At 71.3% G+C, this 18,377-nt stretch carries 14 protein-coding genes; 6 read left to right on the top strand and 8 right to left on the bottom strand.

Translation table 11 applies throughout. The annotated features are described in order from the left end of the window. Positions 1–4: 4 nt before the first annotated feature. The 7 genes from ABIC29_RS03885 to ABIC29_RS03855 all read right to left on the bottom strand — a co-directional run bounded on the left by ABIC29_RS03885 (position 5) and on the right by ABIC29_RS03855 (position 9,052). Complete coding sequence (locus tag ABIC29_RS03885; protein WP_116080920.1) at positions 5–946, bottom strand: carbohydrate ABC transporter permease; 942 nt, start codon at positions 944–946, stop codon at positions 5–7. Continuing rightward, positions 946–1,962, bottom strand: coding sequence for a carbohydrate ABC transporter permease (locus ABIC29_RS03880; protein WP_354242916.1), 1,017 nt, complete (start codon positions 1,960–1,962; stop codon positions 946–948). Before ABIC29_RS03880 ends, ABIC29_RS03885 begins: the two co-directional genes overlap by 1 nt. A 19-nt stretch (positions 1,963–1,981) precedes the next feature. After that, positions 1,982–3,313 (bottom strand): ABC transporter substrate-binding protein, encoded by a 1,332-nt coding sequence (locus tag ABIC29_RS03875; RefSeq protein ID WP_354242913.1) that lies wholly within the window; start codon positions 3,311–3,313, stop codon positions 1,982–1,984. Between the two features lie 370 nt (positions 3,314–3,683). Further along, positions 3,684–4,715, bottom strand: coding sequence for a LacI family DNA-binding transcriptional regulator (locus tag ABIC29_RS03870; RefSeq protein ID WP_116080918.1), 1,032 nt, complete (start codon positions 4,713–4,715; stop codon positions 3,684–3,686). Positions 4,716–4,868: 153 nt separating this feature from the next. Next, positions 4,869–5,672 (bottom strand): phosphatase PAP2 family protein, encoded by an 804-nt coding sequence (locus ABIC29_RS03865; RefSeq protein WP_354242909.1) that lies wholly within the window; start codon positions 5,670–5,672, stop codon positions 4,869–4,871. Positions 5,673–5,767: 95 nt separating this feature from the next. Then, positions 5,768–7,042, bottom strand: coding sequence for a multidrug effflux MFS transporter (locus tag ABIC29_RS03860; RefSeq protein WP_116080917.1), 1,275 nt, complete (start codon positions 7,040–7,042; stop codon positions 5,768–5,770). A gap of 297 nt (positions 7,043–7,339) precedes the next feature. Next, complete coding sequence (locus tag ABIC29_RS03855; RefSeq protein ID WP_354242906.1) at positions 7,340–9,052, bottom strand: FAD-binding protein; 1,713 nt, start codon at positions 9,050–9,052, stop codon at positions 7,340–7,342. A gap of 56 nt (positions 9,053–9,108) precedes the next feature. Here ABIC29_RS03855 and ABIC29_RS03850 point away from each other — a divergent pair, with 56 nt between their 5' ends. Next, positions 9,109–9,693, top strand: coding sequence for a TetR/AcrR family transcriptional regulator (locus ABIC29_RS03850; RefSeq protein WP_354242903.1), 585 nt, complete (start codon positions 9,109–9,111; stop codon positions 9,691–9,693). A gap of 69 nt (positions 9,694–9,762) precedes the next feature. Here the strand turns inward: ABIC29_RS03850 and ABIC29_RS03845 are convergent, their stop codons facing one another. Then, positions 9,763–10,962 carry an ROK family transcriptional regulator gene (locus tag ABIC29_RS03845; RefSeq protein WP_116080914.1) on the bottom strand — a complete coding sequence of 400 codons (1,200 nt, stop codon included), beginning with the start codon at positions 10,960–10,962 and terminating at the stop codon, positions 9,763–9,765. A 135-nt stretch (positions 10,963–11,097) separates the two neighbouring features. Between ABIC29_RS03845 and ABIC29_RS03840 the strand changes: the two genes are divergently transcribed. The 5 genes from ABIC29_RS03840 (at position 11,098) to ABIC29_RS03820 (ending at position 18,352) form a co-directional block, all read left to right on the top strand. Beyond that, the gene (locus ABIC29_RS03840; RefSeq protein WP_354242900.1) at positions 11,098–12,393 is read left to right on the top strand and encodes an extracellular solute-binding protein; all 1,296 of its coding nucleotides are present in this window, start codon (positions 11,098–11,100) and stop codon (positions 12,391–12,393) included. A 13-nt stretch (positions 12,394–12,406) separates the two neighbouring features. Beyond that, complete coding sequence (locus ABIC29_RS03835; protein ID WP_116080913.1) at positions 12,407–13,444, top strand: carbohydrate ABC transporter permease; 1,038 nt, start codon at positions 12,407–12,409, stop codon at positions 13,442–13,444. Then, positions 13,441–14,310 carry a carbohydrate ABC transporter permease gene (locus tag ABIC29_RS03830; protein WP_354242898.1) on the top strand — a complete coding sequence of 290 codons (870 nt, stop codon included), beginning with the start codon at positions 13,441–13,443 and terminating at the stop codon, positions 14,308–14,310. Before ABIC29_RS03835 ends, ABIC29_RS03830 begins: the two co-directional genes overlap by 4 nt. A gap of 62 nt (positions 14,311–14,372) precedes the next feature. Then, positions 14,373–16,739, top strand: coding sequence for a beta-xylosidase/alpha-l-arabinosidase (locus ABIC29_RS03825; RefSeq protein WP_502915462.1), 2,367 nt, complete (start codon positions 14,373–14,375; stop codon positions 16,737–16,739). After that, positions 16,736–18,352, top strand: a complete 1,617-nt coding sequence (locus ABIC29_RS03820) for a glycoside hydrolase family 43 protein (RefSeq protein ID WP_354242894.1) — start codon at positions 16,736–16,738, stop codon at positions 18,350–18,352. Before ABIC29_RS03825 ends, ABIC29_RS03820 begins: the two co-directional genes overlap by 4 nt. The last annotated feature ends 25 nt before the right edge of the window (positions 18,353–18,377 follow it).

Here is an 18,377-nt window from a genome sequence, read left to right as displayed (position 1 = left end):
CCGGCTACTTGATCGAGCCGATGGCCAGGCCGCCCTGCCAGTAGCGCTGCAGGAACAGGAACGACAGCACGAGCGGGATCACCGAGATGAAGGCGCCCGAGGTGATGAGGTTCCAGACCTGCTCGCCGCCGGCGCCGGCGTTCGAGAGCGCCGTCCAGCGGTTCAGGCCGACGGTGACCGGCAGCAACTGCGGGTCGGTCAGCACGGCGAGCGGCAGGAAGAAGTTGTTCCACGTGCCGACGACCGAGAGCAGCAGCACGGTCACGATGGCGGGCTTCAGCATCGGCAGCGCGACCTGGAAGAAGGTGCGGATCTCGCCGGCGCCGTCGATGCGGGCCGCCTCGAGCATCTCATCGGGCACCGCGTCCTGCGTGTAGACGCGCATCAGGTAGACGCCGAACGGGCTGAGCAGCGACGGCAGGATCACGGCCCACGGCGTGTTGATGATGCCGTACTGGCTGAGGAGCATGAACGTCGGGATCACCAGCGCCGTGAGCGGCACCATGACCGAGCCCAGGATGACGCCGAACACGCCGTTGCGTCCGCGGAAGTTGTACTTCGCGAAGCCGTACCCGGCGAGGATCGCGAGGATCGTGGCCCCGATGCCGCCCGCGAAGGCGTAGAGGAAGGAGTTCGCGAGCCAGCGCCAGTAGATGCCGCCCTGGTGGGTGAACAGCTCGGCGACGTTCGCGAAGAAGGCGAAGTTGCCGTCGAACCAGAACGCTGGGCTGCCGAACAGGCCGGCGGTGTCCTTCGTCGCGGCGACGAAGAGCCACCAGATCGGCACGATGAAGTAGATCGCGAGGATGATGAGGAACACGTGCGAGCCGATGCGGCGTCCGCCAGAGCGGCGGTTGCCGCGCGGTCCGCGGAACACGTGGTCGGGAACGCCCGTGACCGTGGTGAGGGCGTCCTTGGGGGCGGCGTCGTTGGCGAAGATGGCCATCACTTGAGTCCGCTCTGCTTGCGGGTGAGGAAGAGGAAGAGGTACGACCCGGCGAAGACGAGCGCTCCGAGCGAGAACGCGATCGCCGAGGCGTAGTTGAACTGGCTGTACGAGAAGGCCAGCGAGTACGCGTACATGTTCGGCGTGTACGCCGCATCGATGGCGCCCTGCGCGATGTTGCGCAGCACGACCGGTTCGGTGAAGAACTGCAGCGTGCCGATGAGGGCGAAGGTGATGACCATGACCATCGACGACGAGATCATCGGGAGCTTGATGCGCGTGGCGGTCTGCCAGCCGTTGGCGCCGTCGATGCGGGCGGCCTCGTAGATCGACGGGTCGATCGAGCGCAGCGCCGCGTAGATGACGACCATGTAGTAGCCCGACCACTGCCACGTGACGATGTTCACGAGGCTGCCGAACACGGTGTCGGAGGCGAGGAAGTCGGGCGTCGGCAGGCCGACGGCGGTGAAGAGCGTCGCGCTCGGGCCGAACTTCGGGCTGTAGAGGAAGCTCCACATGAGCGCGCCGATGACGACCGGGATGGCGTACGGCACGAAGATGAGCAGCCGCGAGAGCTTCGACAGCCACGAGGTGAGCGAGTCGAGCACGAGCGCCGCCGCGAGGGCGACGATCAGCTGGGCCGGGATCATGACGATCGCGAACGCGGCGACGCGCAGCAGCCCCTCGAGGAAGAGCGGGTCGGTGAAGGCCTTCGCGTAGTTCTCGAGGCCCGTGAACTTCGTGCCGGTCGCGAGCGTCGACGTGAACAGGCTCATGCCGAAGGCGTAGAACAGCGGGAACACCAGGAACAGGGCGAACACCGCGAGGAACGGGGAGACGAAGAGCCAGCCCCAGCGTTGGCGCCGCTGCTCGAGGCGGGAGCCGCGGCGTCGCGGCGCGGATGTGGGGCGCGTCGCGACAGGCTGCAGCCCGGCATTGGTCTGGGTGGTCATGCTCGTCTCCTCGTCGAGGCGGTCGGGGGTGAAGAGGTGGGCGGATGCCTCGTGGTCGGCCACGAGGCATCCGCCCCGCCTGCTACTTCAGGGTGAAGCCCTGCTCGCCCGCGTACTTCTCGAGCGAGGCCTGCAGGTCGTCGAGCGCCGCGTCGGAGTCCTTCTCACCCTGCACCATCGCGTAGAGCTGCTCGGTGAGCTGGTCGTACGCGTAGTTCTGGAACGGGCTGAACGTGAAGCCGGTGTAGCCGGCCGCGGCGTCGAGGAAGACGTCCTTGTTGATCTGCTGACCGCCGAAGAACGGGTACTCGAGGTCGCGGAAGTAGTCGGACTCGAGGATCGGCTTCCAGAGGGGGAAGAGGGCGGCCTTCTCGATGCCGATCTTCCACGCCTCCTCGGTGCCGAAGACCTCCTTGGCCACGACGGCCGCGGCCTCCTTGTCCTTCGCCTGGCTCGTCACGGCGAACGTCGAGCCGCCCCAGTTGATCTGCACCGGGTTGGCCGGGTCCCACTGGGGTACCGGTGCGGCACGCCACACGGCGTCGCTGTCGGCATCCGAGAGGCCGCCGAGGTAGCCGGGGCCCCAGGCCGCGGCGACGTAGATGGCGTAGCTGCCGTCGACGAGCTTGGTGTTGTAGTCGGCCGTGAACGCGTCGTCGGTCGCGACGAGGCCCTTCGAGACGAGGTCGTTCCAGTAGGCGTTGACCTTCTTCGAGCCCTCGTCGTTGACGTCGATGCCGATCTCGGTGGGGTTCGCGTTGTCGTACTCGAACGGCACGGAGCCGGCCTGTGCGAACAGCGCCTGGTTGTAGGCGCGACCGTTGGTCGGGAAGTCGGCGAGCACGCCGGGCGCGCCCGCGTCCTTCAGCGTCTGCGCGGCGGCGGCGAACTCGTCCCACGTGGTGGGGGCGGCGATGCCGTACTGGTCGAGGATGTCCTGGCGGTAGAGCATGCCCATGGGGCCGCCGTCGACCGGGATCGCGTAGACGGCGTCGCCGCTCGAGACGTCCTTCCAGGCGCCCTCGGTGTAGTCGCCCTTGACGTCGTCCGCCCCGAACTCGGTGAGGTCGACGAGGCCGTCGCGGATCGAGAAGCTCGAGAGCACCTCGGACTCGAGCATGATGACGTCGGGCGCGCCCGAGCCCGCCTCGAGCGCGGTGGAGAACTTCGTGTACTCGTCGTTGCCCTGGCCGGCGTTGGTCCAGCAGATCTGGACGTCGTCGTGGCTCTGGTTGAACAGGTCGACGACGTCTTCGAAGGCCGGGTACCAGGCCCAGACGCTCACCTGCGTGGCGTCGGCGTTCACGATCTTGTTGGTGCATTCCGTGGCGGAGGATTCGCCTGCGCTGCAGCCGGTGAGGGCTGCGGCGGCGATGGCGACCGTGCCGCCGACGGCGAGGAGCTTGCTCTTCATCGTGCGGTGCTCTTTCTGTTGCGGTGGACAACTCTGTCTGTGGTGCGCCCGGGTTCCGGGTCTGTACAACGTTGTAAAGTAAACGTTGTAGAGACATGATGCCGAAGGGCGCGCGCGCTGTCAAGTCCATTCGGGACAGCGGTTCCCGGGTGCACGGGTGCACGCCCAGGACACCTGGCTACCGGAGCTTCCAGGCCTGCCGCGGCAGTGCGACACGCCGAGGCACGGCGCCGACCGGTCACGATCTGTCGCTTCGGTCGCACCCATTCCAGCCGATCGTGACCACTCGTCGGCTCGCTCCCAGCGCGTCGTCGCGGGACGGGTGCCGGAGCGGTGAGGAGACGGAGTGCGTCGCTCGGGCGCAGCCCGCTCAGGAGACACGCTGAGCGCGCACGGCGCCCGCGGATTCACGCTCGGCGATGCGGAAATCGGCGAGCAGCAGGCGCGGCGGGCCGAGTTCGGCGCCCGTCGCGATGCGCTCCATGAGCGTCGCGACGGCGGTCTGCGCGATCCACCGCTGGCCGGGATCCACCGTCGTCAGCGACGGAATCGAGTACCCCGCCTCGTCGAGGTCGTCGAAGCCCATGACCGCGACATCCTCCGGCACCCGCCTGCCCGACGCCTGCAGCACGCGCATCGCGCCCAGCGCGAGGGTGTCGTTCAGGCCGAACACCGCGTCGAACTCGGCCCCACGATCGAGCAGCTCGGTGATCGACCTGGCGCCGTTCGACCGGTGCCAGAGCGTCGTGTAGCCGATGAGCGACTCGTCGTAGTCGATGCCGTGCGCCTCGAGCGCCTCGAGGTACCCCTGCATGCGCAGCGCAGCGGATCCGACGACCTCGCCCTCGTGCGCGCCGACCACGGCGATGCGGCGGCGACCCGACGCGATGAGGTACTCCGTCGCCGCCCTGGCCGCCTCGACGTTGCGCATGGTGACGTGATCGGTCGGGCCGCCGAAGATGCGCTCGCCGAGCAGCACGACCGGGAAGTCGACGTCGAGGCTCGCGACATCCGCCTCGCTCATGCCAAGGGCGCTGAAGATGAGGCCGTCGGTCATCTTGAGGCGTGGACTGCGCAGCAGCTCGAGCTCGCGATCGCGATCACCGCCGGTCTGCTCGACGAGCACCACGAGCCCCGCCGCCTCGGCCGCCTCGATGACGGCCGCCGCCAGCTCGGCGAAGTAGCTCAGGCCGAGTTCGGGCACCGCGAGGGCGATCGCGCCAGTGCGCCCCGACTTCAGGCTGCGCGCCGTGAGGTTCGGCACGTAGCCGAGCTCGGCGATGGCCGCCTCGACGCGCTCTCGCGTCGCCGGGCGGATGTGCGGGTACGCGTTGATCACGTTCGAGACCGTCTTGATCGAGACGCCGGCCACGCGCGCCACGTCGTGCAAGGTCACAGCCATGTCGCCTCCCGGTTTCCTGCGGGTACTCTACAACGTTGTACCCCAGCATCGTCGCCGAGGTCGCCGCACTCCCCCTCGACCGCACCCTGCCCGTGCTCCCGCTCGTACGACGGCGTGACCGGGCGACGGGGTGACGGCGTGACGGCTCCGCGGTCACCGACCGGCCGGCGGAGTCACGTGCGCTTGGGCGAACGCCGCATTGCGCTCGGAGATGCGCGCGAGCCGCGCCAGCCGCTCCCGCTCGAGCGGCACCGCCAACGCCGCCCACAGCACGAGGGCGACGCCCGCACCCACCAGCGCTCCGCCGATCGTGTCGGTCAGCCAGTGCACGCCGAGGTAGGTGCGGCTGATCGCCATGAGCACCGTGTAGATCGCGCCCGCAACCCACACCCACACCCGCGGGAAGATGACGCCGAGCGCCACCGCGATCGTCGCGGCGTTGGCCACGTGCCCCGACGGGAACGAGCCGAAATCGCTCGTGACCATCATGTCCTCGGGCCGCGGACGCCCGTACCACTCCTTGAGCACCTGCACCACGAGGGCGCTCGCCGCCGAGGCGAGCGCGAAGTAGAACGCGGCCCACGGACGCCGCAGCGCGATCAGCGCGATCGTGATCGCGACCGGGATCACGATCACGCCAACGATGCCGCCGCCGAGCATGTTCATGAAGAGCGCGAACGCGTCGGCCCACGCCGAGCGGGTCTCGATCAGCTCGACCGACCACTCCTCGTCGATGCCGAGCGGCAGCCCGCCCGCACGCACCGCGATGACGAGGCCGAGCAGCGCGCCGAGCACGACCGCGATGCCGCCCGCGATCAGCGGCACCCGGCGGCCCATGCGACGCACGCGCACCGTGCGCTGCGGAGGCGAGAGGTCGTCGGCCGGCGCCGCGGTCGCATCCGGCAGGGCGGCGTCGTCGGGCGCGGCGGGTCCGTCGGGCTCGGTCGGCTCGGTCATGGGCCCCACGCTAGCGAGGTGACGGATGCCGCGGCGCGCGGCACGCGGCATCCGTCACCGCCCGCGACGAACGGCCGGCCCGCGACCTCCGCTCGTCAGTCGCTGAGCGGCGGGACCGTCTTCGGTCGCACGAGCAGCCAGAGCGCGCCGATCGCGATCAGTGCGGCACCGACCTGCACGATCGCCATGGGCACCGCGCTGCCGACGCCCATCAGGCCGATGAGCGGCGAGATGAGGCCGGCCAGGCCGAAGTTCAGCGCGCCGAGCAGCGACGCCGCGGTACCGGCCTCGGCGCCGTGATGCGCGAGCGCGAGCACTTGCACGGCGGGGAACGAGAAGCCGCAGGCGAGGATGTAGATCCAGAGCGGGATCGCGGTGCCCCAGAATCCGGCGCCCGACGAGTCGAGCACCATGATCGCGACCGCCATGGCGAGGTGCACGACCGTGGCGATCGCGAGGATCCACTGCGGCGCGACGCTTCCGCGCATGAGGCGCGAGCTCGTCTGCACGCCGATGATGACGCCGACGGAGTTGACGGCGAAGAGGAGGCCGTACTGCTGCGCGCTGAAGGCGTAGACCTCCTGGAAGAGGAACGACGACGTCGAGAGGTACCCGAACAGGCCGGTGAAGGTCATGCCGCCGATGATCGCCGCGCCGAGGTAGACGCGGTCGCGGAAGAGCGCCGCGTAGCGGTCCCGCAGGGTCGAGTGCCCCGCGACGTGTCGGCGCGCCGCCGGAAGGGTCTCGACGATGAGGAACGACACGGCGAGCACGACGACGAGGCCGTAGACCGCGAGCACCACGAAGATGCCCCGCCAGTCCATGACGTTCAGCAGCTGCGATCCGATGACGGGCGCGAGCACCGGCGCGAGGCCGTTCACGAGCGCGAGGCGCGAGAGCATGCGCACGAGCGGCTTGCCGCCGAACAGGTCGCGCACCATGGCCATCGCGACGACGCCGCCGGCCGCGGCGCCGAAGCCCTGGAGCAGGCGGAAGACGCTGAGCCACACGATGTCGGGCGCGAAGGCCGCGCCGACGGATGCCGCGATGTGCAGCATCGTCGCGAGGATCAGGGGCAGGCGGCGACCGACCTTGTCGCTCCACGGGCCGACGATGAGCTGGCCGAGGCCGAAGCCGATCATGGTGCCCGTGAGGGTGAGCTGCACGGCCGCGGCCGAGACGCCGAGTTCGTCCTGCAGCACGGGGAACGCGGGCAGGTAGAGGTCGATCGTGAAGGGCCCGAGCGCGGTGAGGGCGCCGAGCACGAGCACGTAGACGAGGCGCTGGCGACGGCTCAGGAGGTCGCCGGGGTGGGTGGGGGCCTCGTAGTCGGACGGTCGGAGGATGGGGATGGAGGCGGTTGATGACATGCGGGTGTCCAAGGCGTGCTCGAGTGCGGCGGCGCACGCCCTCGGACGCCGGGAGACAAGAAGACGGCGCCCCGTGAGGCGCCGCCGTGGTGCGACTCGGCCGCGCGACGGGCTCGAATCGATTCGACTGCCTTCAAGTGTAGCCGCTGCCCCCTCCCCCGACGCAAGCCCGAATCGCATTCGGGTTTCGCGCCACCGCACGCGCGCGCCCCTCGCCACGCGCACGTGAGCGGATGCCGCGACCCGCCGTCGCGACATCCGCCCACCGGATCTGCGGGGCCGATGCCCGCCCGCCGCTCAGGCGGCCGGGACCTCCACCGACGATTCGCCGGAGGCCGCAGGCGCGGCCGCACCGGCCGACGCCGACTGCGCGGCGTGCACCGCCGCGCGGTACCCGAACACCGCGGCGGGACCGATGGTCGAGCCAGGGCCCGGGTAGGTCCGACCCATGACCGAGGCCGTGGTGTTGCCGGCCGCGTAGAGGCCGCTGATGACCTCGCCGTCGGCGTCGAGCACGCGTGCATGCTCGTCGGTGAGCAGGCCGCCCTTGGTGCCGAGGTCGCCGGGCACGAGCTGCACCGCCGTGAACGGGCCTCGCTCGAGCGCGGCGAGGTTCGGGTTCGGCTTCACGCGCGGGTCGCTGTAGTAGCGGTCGTACGCGGTGTCGCCGCGGCCGAAGTCGAGGTCGACGCCCCCGCGGGCCAGTCCGTTGAACCGCTCGATCGTCGCGCGGAAGGTCGCCCGGTCGACGCCCATCTTCTCGCCGAGCTCCTCGAGCGTGGCGGCCTTGACGACGACGCCCTGCTCGACGAGCGCCTTGCCGCCCATGAGCAGCGCGCCGAACATGTAGCGCTGGCGGTGCCGCTTCTCGACGACGAGCCACGACGGATTCGCGGGCGAGACCCGGTTGCGCTCGAGCAGGTGGTGACCGAAGTCGATGTAGCTCTCGGACTCGTTGAGGTACCGGGCGCCGGACTGGTCGACCACGAGGCTGAACGGGTCGGAGCGCTCGTTCAGCACGAACTGCGCCTGCTTGCCCGGGATCGGCACCGACGCGCCCCACCAGGCGTCGTCCATGAGCGCGACGGCGGCGCCGGCCTCGACCCCGGCCTCGATCGCGGTGCCGAGGTCGCCCTCCGCGGCCGACGTGTAGCCGGGGATGCCGTGGTACTTCTGCCGCCAGGCCGTGTTCGCGGCGAATCCGCCCGCGCCGAGGATGACGCCCTGCCTGGCGCGGATGCGCAGTGGGCCGCCCGGCGCCGCCACGACCGCGCCGATGACGCGTCCGTCGTCGTCCTTCACGAGCTCGGTGAGCGGCGAGCCGAGCAGGATCTCCGTGCCCTGCTGCTTCGCGATGTGGCCGAGCTGCAGCATGAGGCCGCCGCCGAACCCGTAGAGCTTCTTGCCGGCGAGGAGCCCGCCGATCGTGCGGAAGACGAACCGTGCGCCGCGCGCGAACCCCGAGAACGACGACCAGGCGCGCATCAGCAGCCACACGTCGTCGGTCTGCATGGGCGCCGGGATCGAGTCGACGGTGCGCGAGGTCTCGCGCCACTCGCCGAGCTTCTTCGCGTCGAACGGCTTGGACTCGATGCCGCGCCCGATCTTGCCGCCCGGCCGATCGGGGTAGTAGTCGGGGTAGTCCTTCGCGACGGCCCATCGCACGCCGAGCTGCTCGAGTCGCGTCACGAGTTCGGGGATCGTGTCGACGAACGCCTCGCGCCTGGCCTGCGAGCTCGCGGGGCCGATGGCGTCGACCGGCCCGATCGCCGACTCGAGGTACGTGAGCGCCTCCTCGCGCGAGTCGGCGATGCCCCTGCGCTTCATGACGGGGTTGTTCGGCATCCACAGCCCGCCGCCGCTGCGCATCGTCGTGCCGCCCCAGCGGTCGGTGCTCTCGACGATGAGCGTCGACGACCCGCGGTCGGCGGCGGTGATCGCGGCGGTCATGCCCGCGGCGCCCGTTCCGGCGACGAGCACGTCGACCTCGCGGTCCCAGGATCCGGTCATTGCTTCCTCCTTCAACCGGACATCGTTGTCCGGTCACCGGTTGTACGCTAACACCCGTGTCGGATCCAGGGAAGAGCGAGAACCCGCCAGCGAAGGCCAACCGGGGGCCCGGCGCGGGCCCCGAGAACCGCCGCGCCATCATCGCCGCCGCGCGCGAGATCTTCGCCGAATCCGGCCTGCAGGCGCCGTTCAACGCCGTCGCCAAGAAGGCCGGCGTCGGGCAGGGCAGTCTCTACCGCCACTTCCCCGACCGGGTCGCGCTCGCGCTCGCCGTGTTCGACGAGAACTTCGACGCGCTCGAGGCCTCCGTCGCCTCCCCCGACACCACGCTCGACGACCTGATCGACGACATCATCGACCTCGCCGCCGTCTCGACCGCGCTCATCGACCTGATCTGGCAGCACCAGCACGAGGAGCGCGTCGCGCACCTGACCACGAGGCTCGCCGGGGTGGTCGGCACGGTGGTCGCCCGCGAACGCGCGGCCGGCCTGCTCGGCGACCACGTCACCGACGACGACGTGCTGCTCGCGATCACGATGCTCACCGACCTGCTCTCCAGGGCGGATGCCGCGGAGCGCCGTCCGCTCGCGGACCGGGCCTGGGCGATCTTCCGCAGGTCGTTCGCACCGTCCCGCGGCTGAGCGCCCTGGCGCGGGCCCGCTGCCGCGCCTCGCGCCCGGCGAGGGGAGCCGCCGCGCGGGCCGCCCGTGTCAGCCGACGAGCGGATCGACGAGCTGCTCGGCCAGCGGGTCGGCGAGCAGGTCGGCGAACGCGAGTTCGGCCGCGCCGATGAGCAGGCGGTTCTCGCCGAGCTCGGCGACGCGGATCTCCAGCCCCTCGGCCGCGACCGGCAGCGCCTGCGCGGCGACGGCCGCGTCGAGCGCGTCGGGGTTCCATTCGGCGAGCGTGGCGAGGAACCCGCCGAGCACGATGAGCGACGGGTTGAGCACGTTGATCGCATTGCCGAGCGCCGTCGCGAGGATGCGCTGCTGCCTCGCGAGCTCGTCGGCGACGGCCGGGTCCTCGGATGCCGCGAGCAGGCCGGCGAGCGTCGGCTCGTCGGCACTCGCACGGCCAACGACCTCGAGCAGCCGCGCCCGGCTGACCTCGTCCTCCAGCACGCCGTCGGGCGCGCGCCGGTCGCCTGCGCTCGAGATGCCCGGGCGGTTCTGGCCGAACTCCCCCGCGTAGCCGCGGGCGCCGCCGACGAGGCGACCCTCGACGACGAGGCCGCCGCCGATGCCGCTCGCACCGCCGTTGAGGTAGACGAGGTCGTCGACGCCGCGTCCGGCGCCGAAGAGGTGCTCGGCCCTCGCACCGAGCGTCGCGTCGTTGGCGACCTGCGTCGGCAGGCCGGTGGCGGCCTCGACGAGCGCGCGCACCGGGGCATCCGTCCACTCGAGGTGCGGCGCCCAGCGCACGAGGCCGTCGGAGTGGCGCACCTGGCCAGGCACCGCGAGGCCGACGCCGATGAGCCGCACGCCGGCGAGCTCGGCGCGACGCCAGCGCGCGATCGCCCCGGCCACGAGCTCGGCGGTCTCATCGGGCGTCACGAGGTGGTCGACCTCGAGGCGTTCCCGCACGACGATGCGGGCGTTCAGGCCGACCGCCGCGACCGTCACGGCATCGACCTCGGGGTTGACCGCGATCACCTGCACGCCGGGGTGCACCGCGACCACCGGCGACGGGCGCCCGACGCGCTTCGTGGGGTCGGGGGCCCGCTCCTCGACGAGCCCGAGGTCGACGAGCTCGGTGGCGAGCGCGGCGACGGTCGAGCGGTTGAGCCCCGTCTCGGAGGTCAGCCGGGCTCGCGAGAGCGGCCCCTCGAGGTGCGCGAGTGCGAGAAGTTTCGAGAGGTTTCGACGATGCACGCCGTCGAAGGTTCCGAGTCGATCGACCACGGATGCCACTCTATGGTCCCGCCCGCCACCGGCCGGGCGGCGCGCGGGTATTTGTTGCTCTTGACGGCAAATCCCCTCGCGGCTAGAGTTCCAACGTCCAGATCACTTTCGGCGTTGAGGCCGAAACTTTCGAGAGGTTCGATGATGAACAGACGACGCATGGGCAGGGTCACCGCCATCGGCGCCGCAGCAGCACTGGCCGTGGGCGCCTTGGCCGGATGCAGCGCCGGCAGCGACGACTCCGGTGACGGATCGGTCACCCTGTCCTTCTGGCACAACTCCACCACCGGCGACGGCAAGGCGTACTGGGAGGCGACGGCCGCCGACTTCGAGGCCGAGCACCCGAACGTGAAGATCGAGATCCAGGCGATCCAGAACGAGGACATGGACGGCAAGCTCCAGACCGCCCTCAACTCCGGCGATGCCCCCGACATCTTCATGGCGCGCGGCGGCGGCAAGCTCGCGGCCGTCGTCGAGGCCGGCCAGGCGCAGGACCTCAGCTCCGCGCTCTCCGACGAGACGAAGACCGCCCTCGGCGAGGGCGCCCTCTCGGCGTTCACGGTCGACGACAAGCTGTACGGAGTTCCGTCCTCGGTGCTCCCCGGCGGCATCTACTACAGCAAGGACCTCTTCGCGCAGGCCGGCATCACCGAGACCCCGACCACCTTCGACGAGCTCGGCGACGCCGTCGACAAGCTGAAGGCCGCCGGCATCGACCCCATCGCGCTCGGCGCGAAGGACGCCTGGCCGGCCGCGCACTGGTTCTACTTCTTCGCACTCCGCGAGTGCGGCCAGGACGTGATCACGGGCCTCACCGACGACCCGAGCTTCTCCGACGAGTGCTGGCTGCGCGCCGGAGAGGACCTCGAGGACTTCGCGGGCATCGAGCCGTTCAACCAGGGCTTCCTCACCACCACCGCGCAGCAGGGCGCCGGCTCCTCCGCCGGCCTCATCGCGAACCACAAGGCCGCGATGGAGCTCATGGGCGCCTGGGACCCGGGAGTGATCGCCTCGCTCACGCCCGACGAGAAGCCGCTGGCCGACCTCGGCTGGTTCCCGTTCCCCGCCGTCGACGGCGGTGACGGCGAGGCCGGCGCGATGATGGGCGGCGTCGACGGGTTCTCGTGCTATGTCGATGCCCCCGAGGAGTGCGGCGAGTTCCTCGAGTTCGCCTCGCAGAAGGAATACCAGGAGGGCTACGCCAACGCCTTCGTCACGCTCCCGGCCAACAAGGATGCCCAGGGCGTCGTCACCGACCCGGCCCTGCAGGAGGTCCTCGCCTCCGTGAACGAGGCGCCGTACGTCTCGGTCTGGCTCGACACGCTCCTCGGCCAGAACGTCGGCAACGCGCTGAACGTGGGCGTCGTGGACCTGCTCGCCGGCAAGGGCTCGCCCCAGGGAATCGTCGACGCGGTCGACGACGCGATCAAGAAGGGCTGAGGCCGAGATCATCATGAGCGTTCGCACCAGCTCTCCCTCAGAGGGACGAGTCGACGCGGACGACGTCACGGCCGGAGGCGGCTCGCCGTCTCCGGCCGCCGGCCGGGTCGTCGCGACGTCGCCCGGCGCCCGACGTCGCCCCCGCCGAGACCTCCGGAAGACGATCGAGATCGCCGTGCTCGTGGGCCCGGCGCTCCTCGTCTTCCTCGCCTTCGTCATCTTCCCGGTCGTCATGGCCGGCTACTACGGCTTCTTCCGGTGGAAGGGCTTCGGCCCGCCCACCGACTTCATCGGTCTCCAGAACTACGTCACGATCTTCCAGGACCCCTCGTTCCACGAGGCTCTCTGGCACAACGCGGTCATCGTCGTGATGTCGCTCGTGCTGCAGGGGCCGGCCGCGCTCCTGCTCGCCCTGCTCCTCAACCGCCCGATGCGCGGCCAGTCCGCCATCCGCGTGCTCATCTTCGTGCCCTACGTCATCGCCGAGGTCGTCGTCGGCACGGGCTGGAGCCTCATGCTGCAGAGCGAGGGCGCCCTGAACGGCCTCCTCGAGAAACTGGGGCTCGGCGCCTTCACCCAGGACTGGCTCGCCGACCCGAGCATCGCCATCTGGACCCTGCTCGGCATCATCACCTGGAAGTACATCGGCTTCGCCGTGATCCTCTTCCTCGCCGGCCTGCAGGGCATCCCCCAGGAGCTCACCGAGGCGGCGCAGATCGACGGCGCCTCCTACTGGCAGATCCAGCGCCGCATCACGCTGCCGCTGCTCGGGCCGACCCTGCGCATCTGGGCGTTCCTGTCGATCATCGGCTCGCTGCAGCTCTTCGACCTCGTGTACATCATCTGGGGCCAGTACGTCGCCTCGACGGCCGGCACGTCGACGATGGCGACCTACATGGTCGCGAACGGGCGCAACGCCGGCAACTACGGCTACGGCAACGCCGTCGCCGTCGTGCTCTTCCTCATCTCGCTCGTCGTCGCCCTCGTCTACCAGCGCTTCGTGCTCCGCCGCGACACGGCGGGCGCCCTCACCGAACGGAGCGAGAAGTGACCGCCTCGACCATCGCGATCCCCCGGGCCCGTCGGCCGCGCAACGGGCGGCTCCCCTGGGGCAGCCCCACCATCTACTTCGTGGGCTTCATCGTCATCGCCCTCATGCTCGCCCCGATCGCCTACATCATCATCGGCGGCTTCCGCACGAACTCCCAGATCACGACCGATCCCTCGGCGCTGCCCGCACCGTGGGTCTTCACGAACTACGCCGACGTGCTCGTGAGCACCACGTTCTGGGGCGAGGTGCTCAACTCGACGGTCGCCGCGGTCGTCACGACGGTGGGCGTGGTCGCGCTGGGCCTCATGGCCAGCTACGTGCTCGCGCGCTACCGGTTCAAGGCCCGCGGCGTGCTCTACGCGATGTTCGCCGCCGGACTGATGTTCCCGATGACGGTCGCCATCACGCCGCTCTACCTCGTGGTGCGCAACCTCGGCCTGATGAACTCGCTCGGCGGCATCGTCCTGCCGCAGATCGCGTTCGCCCTGCCGACGACGATCATCATCCTCGTGCCGTTCCTGCGCGCCATCCCCGACGAGATCGAGGAGGCCGCCTCGATCGACGGCTGCTCGCGTCTCGGCTTCTTCTGGCGGATGGTGCTGCCACTCGCGCTGCCCGGCGTCATCACGGTCGGCATCCTCGCGTTCATCGCGAGCTGGAACAGCTACATCCTGCCGCTGTTCATCCTGAACAACGAGGCGACGTTCACGCTGCCGCTCGGCGTGCAGGCGTTCGCATCGCAGTACTCCGTCGACACGGCGAAGGTGCTCGCCTTCACCTCGCTGTCGATGATCCCGGCGCTCATCTTCTTCAGCATCTTCGAACGTCGCATCGTCGGCGGCCTCACCGGGGCGGTCAAGGGATGACCGAGCCGACGACGGATGCCACGACCGAGACCGAGAACGACACCGAGACGGCGGATTCCCCGATGACCGATGCCACGACGACGACCACGAGGACGGACGCCGCGACGGATGCCCCTTGGCGCGACCGATCGCTGACCGCTGCCGCGCGCGCGACCGCCCTCATCGCCGAGCTCACCCTCGACGAGAAGATCGCCCAGCTCTACGGCATCTGGATCGGCGCCTCCGACGACGGCGACGACGTGGCCCCGCATCAGCACGAGATGAGCGGAGAGGTCGACCTCGACGCGCTGCTGCCGAAGGGACTGGGGCAGATCACGCGGGCCTTCGGCACCGCACCGGTCGATCCCGCGCTCGGGGCGCAGTCGCTCGCCCGGCTGCAGGAGCGCATCGTCGCATCGAGCAGGTTCGGGATCCCCGCGCTCGTGCACGAGGAGTGCCTGGCCGGGTTCGCCGCGTACGGTGCCACCGCCTACCCCGTGCCGCTGTCGTGGGCCGCGACGTTCGACCCGGAGCTCATCGAGCGGATGTCGCGCCGCATCGGCGACGACATGCGCTCGGTCGGCGTGCACCAGGGGCTGGCGCCCGTGCTCGACGTCGTGCGCGACGCCCGATGGGGCCGCGTCGAGGAGACGATGGGCGAGGACCCGTACCTCGTCGGCAGCGTGGGCACGGCGTACGTGCGCGGGCTCGAGGCATCCGGCATCGTGGCGACCCTCAAGCACTTCGTCGGGTACTCGGCCTCGCGGGCGGGCCGCAACCTGGCGCCCGTGTCGATGGGCGCCCGCGAGGTCGCGGACGTGCTGCTGCCCCCGTTCGAGATGGTCGTGCGCGAGGCGAAGCCGCGATCGGTGATGAACGCGTACACCGATCTCGACGGCGTGCCCACGGCCGCCGACCGCGAGCTGCTGACCGGCCTGCTGCGCGAGACCTGGGGCTTCGAGGGCACGGTCGTCGCCGACTACTTCTCGGTGGCCTTCCTCCAGACGTTGCACGGCACGGCCGGAGACCTCGGCGATGCGGCCGCCGCAGCCCTCGAGGCGGGCATCGACGTGGAACTGCCGACGGTGCACGCGTTCGGCGCGCCGCTCGTGCGCGCCGTCGCCGACGGGCGCCTCGACGAGCGGGTCATCGATCGGGCCCTCCTCCGCGTGCTCGTGCAGAAGGTCGAGGTCGGCCTGCTCGACGACCCCGCCGCACCTGCCGCCGCCGCGGCGCAGAAGGGGGCCGTCGACCTCGACCCCGCCGAGAACCGCGCGCTCGCGCGTCGCATCGCCGAGCAGGCGATCGTGCTGCTCCGCAACGACGGGACCCTGCCCCTCGCTGCGCCCCGGCGGATCGCCGTGGTCGGCCCGACCGCCGACGACCCGCTCGCGGTGCTCGGCTGCTACGCGTTCCCGACGCATGTCGGCGTGCACCACCCCGAGAGCGGACTCGGCATCGAGCTGCCGACCCTCGTCGAGGCGCTGCGCGCCGAGTTCCCGACCGCGGAGATCGGCGTGGCCGCGGGAACCTCGATCGACGGCGGCGAGACCGACGGCATCGCGCAGGCCGTGGAGCTCGCGGCATCCACCGACGTGGTCGTGCTCGCGCTCGGCGACCGGGCCGGCCTGTTCGGCCGCGGCACCAGCGGCGAGGGCTGCGACGCCGAGACGCTCGACCTGCCCGGTGCGCAGGGCGCCCTGCTCGAGGCGGTGCTCGATGCCGGAACGCCGACCGTGCTCACGCTGCTCGCCGGCCGCCCGTACGTGCTCGGCACCGCGCCCGAGCGCGCCGCCGGCATCGTGCAGGCGTTCTTCCCCGGTGAGGAGGGCACCCGCGCGGTCGCCGGCATCCTCGCGGGACGCGTGAACCCGAGCGGGCGCCTGCCCGTCAGCGTGCCGGCGACGCCGGGCGCGCAGCCGTCGACGTACCTGGCGTCGACCCTCGCCCGACGCAACGAGGTGTCGAACATCGACCCGACAGCGCGCTACCCGTTCGGCCACGGCCTCGGCTACGCCTCGTTCGCGTGGAGCGACCTGCTCGTCGAGTCGGGCGAGGCGAGCACGGACGGCGCGGTGCGGATGTCGCTGACGGTGACGAACACCGGCGACCGTGCGGGCGCCGAGATCGTGCAGCTGTACCTGCACGACCCGGTGGCCTCGGTCGTCCGGCCGGTGCAGCGCCTCGTCGGCTTCCGTCGCGTCGTGCTCGAGCCCGGGGCATCCGTCGGCCTGCGCGTCGAGGTGCCCGCGGACCTCGCGGCCTTCACCGGCCGCGACGGGCTCCGGGTCGTCGAGCCGGGCACGCTCGTGCTCGGTTTCGGGCGATCCAGCGCCGACCTGCCGCTGCAGGCGACGGTCGAGCTCACCGGCCCGGTTCGGGTGGTCGACCACACGCGGGCGCTGCATCCGACCTGGTCCGTCGATCCGGCGGGAGCCGACGCACGGTGACCGCGGCGCGCAACCCGGTGCTGCCCGGGTTCCATCCGGATCCGAGCATCTGCCGGGTCGGCGACGAGTTCTTCGTGGTGACCTCGACCTTCGAGTACTTCCCCGGGCTGCCCGTGCATCGCTCGCGCGACCTCGTCTCCTGGGAGCTCGTGGGGCATGCGGTGCATCGGGAGGAACAGCTCGACCTGTCGACGGTGGCGGCGTCGGGCGGGCTGTTCGCGCCGACGATCCGCCACCACGACGGGCGCTTCCACGTCGCATGCACGCTCGTGGGCGGCGAGGGCCGGCAGGGCAGCTTCGTCGTGACCGCGACGGACCCGGCCGGGCCGTGGTCCGAGCCCGCGTGGATCGAGCACGCACCGGGCATCGACCCGTCGATCCTCTTCGACGACGACGGGCGGGCCTGGTGGTGCGGCACGCGGCTCGCCGACCCGGGCACCTGGCCGGAGCAGACCGAGGTGTGGGTGCGCGAGCTCGACCTCGCCACGATGTCGCTCATCGGCGACGAGCACGTCGTCTGGCATGGCGCGGTCGAGGGCGCGGTCTGGGCCGAGGGACCGCATCTCTACCGCGATGCCGACGGGGTGCTGCTGCTCGCCAGCGAGGGCGGCACGGAGCGACACCACGCCGTGAGCGCGGCGCGCGGCGCGAGCCCGGCCGGGCCCTTCACCGGGTCGCGGGCCAACCCGCTGCTCACCCACCGGCATCTCGGCGGCGACGCCGCGGTGGCGAACGTCGGGCACGCCGACCTCGTCGACGACGGACGCGGCGGCTGGTGGGCGACCGCGCTCGCGACGAGGCGACTGCCCCTCGACGGAGGCCGCGCCGACGCCCTGCAGGGCCGGGAGGCCTGGCTGGTCCCTGTCGCGTTCGAGGACGGCTGGCCCGTGTTCGCCCCGGGAACCGGCCTCCTCGCGGACGAGGTCGACGTGCCGTGGGCCGACTCGCCGGCGAGCGGGCCGACGACCGGGCCGGGCGCCCGGGGGAGGACCGTCCTCGACGACTTCGACGGGCCGGCTCCGCATCGCGAACTGCTGACCGTGCGCACGATGCCCGCCGTCCGGCGGTGGCAGCTCGGCGTGCGGCCAGGGCACCTGCGCCTGCACCCCGTCTCGCGCGGCCTCGGCGAGGGCACGCCGCACGCCTTCGCTGGCTTCCGCCTCGAGCAGGTGCGTGCGACGGTCGCGACCGTGGTCGAGGTTTCGGATGCCGCGCCGGCCGGCCTGCTCGCCGGGCTCGCGCTACGGCTGTCCGAACGCCGCCACCTGACGTTCGGGGTGCGCCAGGCCGCCGCGGGGCGCGTCGTCGAACTCGTCCTCCACGTCGACGGCGAGGATCGGCTGCTCGGCCGCACCGAGGCGGCCGCGGGACCCGTGGCCCTCTCCCTCGAGATCGACGGATTCGACGCCGTCGCGCGGATCGGGCACGACGAGCGCCGCGTCGTCGTCGGCGAAGCCGGACTCGCTCCGCTCAGCCCGAGCGAGGCCGGCGGCTTCGTCGGGGTGGTCGCGGGCGTGTTCGCCGTCGACGCGGGCGCACCGGTCGGCGGAGTCGGCGCGGTCGGTGCGGCGTGGGCGGACTTCGACCTGCTCAGCCTCGTGCACCCCGCCTGACGGCCGCGACATGCGCCACGGCGCC

Origin of the sequence: Agromyces sp. PvR057 (genome assembly GCF_040547485.1) — a bacterium.
Classification (GTDB): Bacteria; Actinomycetota; Actinomycetes; order Actinomycetales; family Microbacteriaceae; genus Agromyces.
Note: the sequence above shows the minus strand (reverse complement) of the source record. Positions and strands in the feature narration are given on the sequence as shown.

Bases quoted from the DNA above. Each gene is read 5' to 3' on its own strand.
- ABIC29_RS03825 (WP_502915462.1), top strand. From the start codon at position 14,373: ATGACCGATGCCACGACGACGACCACGAGGACGGACGCCGCGACGGAT.
- ABIC29_RS03885 (WP_116080920.1), bottom strand. From the start codon at position 946: ATGGCCATCTTCGCCAACGACGCCGCCCCCAAGGACGCCCTCACCACG.
- ABIC29_RS03835 (WP_116080913.1), top strand. From the start codon at position 12,407: ATGAGCGTTCGCACCAGCTCTCCCTCAGAGGGACGAGTCGACGCGGAC.
- ABIC29_RS03865 (WP_354242909.1), bottom strand. From the start codon at position 5,672: ATGACCGAGCCGACCGAGCCCGACGGACCCGCCGCGCCCGACGACGCC.
- ABIC29_RS03840 (WP_354242900.1), top strand. From the start codon at position 11,098: ATGAACAGACGACGCATGGGCAGGGTCACCGCCATCGGCGCCGCAGCA.
- ABIC29_RS03870 (WP_116080918.1), bottom strand. From the start codon at position 4,715: ATGGCTGTGACCTTGCACGACGTGGCGCGCGTGGCCGGCGTCTCGATC.
- ABIC29_RS03855 (WP_354242906.1), bottom strand. From the start codon at position 9,052: ATGACCGGATCCTGGGACCGCGAGGTCGACGTGCTCGTCGCCGGAACG.
- ABIC29_RS03860 (WP_116080917.1), bottom strand. From the start codon at position 7,042: ATGTCATCAACCGCCTCCATCCCCATCCTCCGACCGTCCGACTACGAG.
- ABIC29_RS03875 (WP_354242913.1), bottom strand. From the start codon at position 3,313: ATGAAGAGCAAGCTCCTCGCCGTCGGCGGCACGGTCGCCATCGCCGCC.